We start from the raw sequence: 3,864 nt of genomic DNA on the forward strand, positions 1-3,864 counted from the left end.
CCAGGGCGCCTGCCGCTCGGCAGCGACACGGTCGCCGCGATTGAGGCCAAACACGCATCGGACAAAACGATCATCGCCGCGTGGCGCAGCGTTTCCATATCTACCGACTTCTCGGAAAACTGACTCTATGAGGGAAGCGAACCGCGGTTCGCTTCTCTCATCCCAATTTGCGGTCGCTCCCGAATGGCATTTTGGCGAGCTCGGGCTCGTCGTGGAAGATCGCGCCCCGGCACTTTGTCGAACTTAGCCGGCATGACTTGCTTATTGCGTTCTCGTTCCTAGACAGGAGTTCGAAAATATGGGGGATCTATGTTCGCAAAGATTTTCTCTGCCGGCAGTGTCTTGCTGGTCATGTCGACAGCGGCACATTCTGCTGAGCAAGGTACCTCGCCCGTGCCTGGTCCGGTACTTGCCCTGAGCGGCTGCGGGGAAGGGCGTGGGGATGTGATGAGCAAATCGGTGGCGATCGCTATCAACGCTTACCCGATTGTGCAGGATGCGATGTTGGCCCTCGAAGCCGTTAGCAGCGCGATTGGCGATCCTCAAGATCAGTATGCGGCCCACTTGGTCTTTGGTGGGGCTGGCAAACAGTCTGGAACCAAAGCGGATCAAATTGTCGGCTACTGGGCCGATAGTTTTGGCGGCGCGTTCGCGACGTCTGGGCGCGGTGCCGGCAGCATGGATGGTTTTGAGATCACCTACCAATATCCAAACGATGCTTATGTGAACCGCTGGCGTTTTTCCGGCGATGACCTCGCGTGGCAGATCGCAGCGCGGGACGGAACGGGACTCGAAAAACCATTTGCCAGCTATGAGCTTCGAAAAGTCGCGTGCCGATCCCAACTTTCTGACTGACACCGGGCCCTGCCTGAGCGTTTCTGGATAGGGCAATCTGCTTTGCGCCCGTTCTGGCCGATCAATCGGGAAATTTGCCCCGCTAGGACCGGCCATTCTGCTTATGGCTGATCTGGACGTTGGCGACAGTAAGCTTATCGGCACCCTCCGAGGCGAGCTGAAGCGAGCCGGCCCGATGGCGGGGCGGGGCGGGCACCGAGTACTAACAGCAAACGCTACGTTTTTAACCGGAAGAATGCATTTCCCGGCTGCGGCAGGCGCAAGTGCTCACGAAGGGTTGCGCCTTCATAGTTGGTGCGAAACAGGCTCCGCCTTTGCAACTCCGGGACCAGCCGATCGGTAACGTCCGCAACGCCCAGCGGTACATGCGGGAATAAGATGTTGAAACCGTCAGCTCCTCGGGCATTGAGCCAATGCTCCATCTCGTCGGCAATGCTGGTTGCTGTGCCCACAAAGGTTAACCCGCCATAGCCTCCCAGCCTCTGCGCAAGTTGCCGGACCGTAAGGCCTTCCCGGGAGGCCAATTCCAGGACGAATGCGCGGGTGCTTTGGCTTTCGTTCGTCTGGGGGATTTCGGGCAAGGGGTCGTCAGGAGCAAAACCCGAAGCATCGCAGCCGAGCAAACGTGACAGTGTGGGCAGGCACTGGGCATAATCCACCAGGCTATCCAGCCGTGCACGGTGAACCTGCGCCTCGGCCATCGTTTCCCCCATGATGATCATTGCACCAGGCATGATGCGGATCGCTAGCTCTGGCCGGCCAAGGGCAAGAAGGCGTCGCTGGATATCGGCATAGAAGCTGCACGCCCCTTCCAGCGTCGTCTCCGAGCCGAAAATCACTTCTGCCGTTTCAGCCGCCAGTTGTCGTCCGGCTTCGGAGGCCCCGGCCTGAAAGATGACGGGCGCGCCTTGAATCGGTCGGGCGATGTTTAGCGGCCCGCGAACCGCAAATTCTGGACTTTGATAATCAAGCACCTGCAGGCGAGCAGGATCGAAGTACAGGCCCGTAGCCTGATCGCGAATAAATGCGTCATCAGCCCAACTGTCCCACAACCCCCGCACAACCGTGTGGAATTCATGTGCCAGCCGATACCGGTCATCGTGCTCGCGCAGGTCCTGGTTGCCGAAATTGCGCGCAGCGTCGGGATTGTAGGTAGTCACGACGTTCCAGCCTGCCCGCCCTCCACTGATATGATCAAGCGAGGCAAAGCGCCGGGCCACATGATAAGGCTGTTCGAAGCTGGTAGAAACAGTACCCACCAGTCCAATCCTGTCCGTCGACGCTGCGAGCGCGGACAAGAGGGTCAGCGGTTCGAAGGTAGACACGGTATGACTGCGCTGAAGCGCTTCCATGGGCATGTTCAACAAGGCCAAGTGATCGGCGGTGAACACCGCATCGAAACAGGAACGCTCGAGCTGTTGCGCCAGCGCTTTTAAGTGCCCGATGTTAAGATTGGCATCGGCCCATGCTCCCGGATAACGCCAACCCGCCCCGTGTAGACTGACGGGTTTGAGAAACGCGCAGAGGTGCAATTTGCGGGTAGCGGCCATGATATCTCCGTTGAAGAGTTCAGGCAGTATCCGCGCGGGAACGGGGGCGGGCAACGCCCTCTTTGGCAATACGCCGATGCGTAAATGGCTATGGCTTTGACAGCCCAGGACCGGTTGAGATAGTGCGCCTCTTTGTTGCGATGTGATCGGTGGCAGGTAAATCTAATGCGCGGCACGTTTCGCCAATTCGAAATCTTTCTGACCGTTGCCGGTAAGGGCAGCTTTTCCGCTGCTGCGGATGCACTCGACATTGCTCAGGCATCGGTGAGCAAGCAGGTGGCGGCGCTGGAATGCGCGCTAGACGAGCGCCTATTTCGGCGCAGCATCGGGCAGCCAGTTGCTCTCACGGCCCGCGGTGAGCGTTTGCTTGAAGAATTGCCTGGACTTATGGAACATGCCGCCCGCGTGGCCGCGCCGACAGCGGCCTCGCCGGTCGTTCGCGTGGGGGCTGACGCCATGATCCTTGAACGATATTTCTACCCTCATTTGGCGGCTTTTACTGTCGATTTTCCTGGCACAGTGCTTGAATTTTCTGAAATTGCTTCCGAAGCCGAGGCGCTCCACCGACAGGACGACACACAAGTTGACCTGATGTATTTCACCTTTCGTGAACCGCTTGAATCGGCGTTCGGCGCCCCCCTCAAAATCGTGGAATCTTCGATATTTGGGGCACCGGCATACAACGCAGTCCAAAAAAAGGGGCAGTCGCAGATCGAGGAATGCCCGGTGATCCTGCCCATGGAAGGCAGCGCCGACGAGGCGATCCACACCGCTGCGCTTGGCGCACTAGGCGTGTCGGCGTACCGTGTCGTCGCTCGCTCTCAGCGCATGTCCAACCGGTTGGACATGACAGCGGCGGGAATTGGCCTTTGCATTGCACCCGTCCATTTTACACAACCTTATCTGAATGCAGGTCGCCTGGTTCGGATCGTGGACCGCATTACTCACAGTTATCGCTACGGCCTGATCGTGAGCAAGCGTCGCGACAAGTACATGAGTTGCGCCAGAAAGTACCTCACCAGCCTCCTCCGCTGATTATCCGCGGGGGCATTGACGTTTGCAGATCGGTTAGAGCCCTTGCAGTGAGCTCAGAGAGTGGATCGGCGAGCCATGCGCCGACAGCGCTGTTACGTTTGACGTCTCTCGATGTCATAACCTGAAGGAACGTCTGCAAAGGTGCGGCGCAAATTCCGAGAGGGCGCCTGCTATCCCCGTGACTTGGTTCCGAAGCGGACAGTCGCATATCGGCCAGTCTTGCCCGCTCCCTGCCGCTGCATGCTGTCTTTCCAAATGTCCGGTGTCCGACTGAAAGCTGCCCTCCTGACGCCGGTCTGGGAATGACGGCAATGTTGATTAATTGATTCCTGCATTGCGCTTCCTTTTTCCCGCTCGCCAATGGTTGTCTTCGAGGTCATCGGACAGCTGTGGTTGCTGTTCGTCCGAGCCTTCATGATCGCGG

At 58.4% G+C, this 3,864-nt stretch carries 3 protein-coding genes; 2 read left to right on the top strand and 1 reads right to left on the bottom strand.

Annotated features, from left to right (window positions below):
• Positions 1-447 precede the first annotated feature (447 nt).
• Positions 448-855 carry a hypothetical protein gene (locus PMI02_RS25620; RefSeq protein WP_238539165.1) on the top strand — a complete coding sequence of 136 codons (408 nt, stop codon included), beginning with the start codon at positions 448-450 and terminating at the stop codon, positions 853-855.
• A 215-nt stretch (positions 856-1,070) separates the two neighbouring features.
• Here the strand turns inward: PMI02_RS25620 and PMI02_RS25625 are convergent, their stop codons facing one another.
• Positions 1,071-2,405, bottom strand: a complete 1,335-nt coding sequence (locus tag PMI02_RS25625; RefSeq protein WP_007688608.1) for an LLM class flavin-dependent oxidoreductase — start codon at positions 2,403-2,405, stop codon at positions 1,071-1,073.
• 165 nt (positions 2,406-2,570) lie between these two features.
• Between PMI02_RS25625 and PMI02_RS25630 the strand changes: the two genes are divergently transcribed.
• Positions 2,571-3,440 carry a LysR family transcriptional regulator gene (locus PMI02_RS25630; RefSeq protein ID WP_007688610.1) on the top strand — a complete coding sequence of 290 codons (870 nt, stop codon included), beginning with the start codon at positions 2,571-2,573 and terminating at the stop codon, positions 3,438-3,440.
• The last annotated feature ends 424 nt before the right edge of the window (positions 3,441-3,864 follow it).

The organism is Novosphingobium sp. AP12 (assembly GCF_000281975.1).
In the GTDB taxonomy this organism is placed as follows: domain Bacteria; phylum Pseudomonadota; class Alphaproteobacteria; order Sphingomonadales; family Sphingomonadaceae; genus Novosphingobium.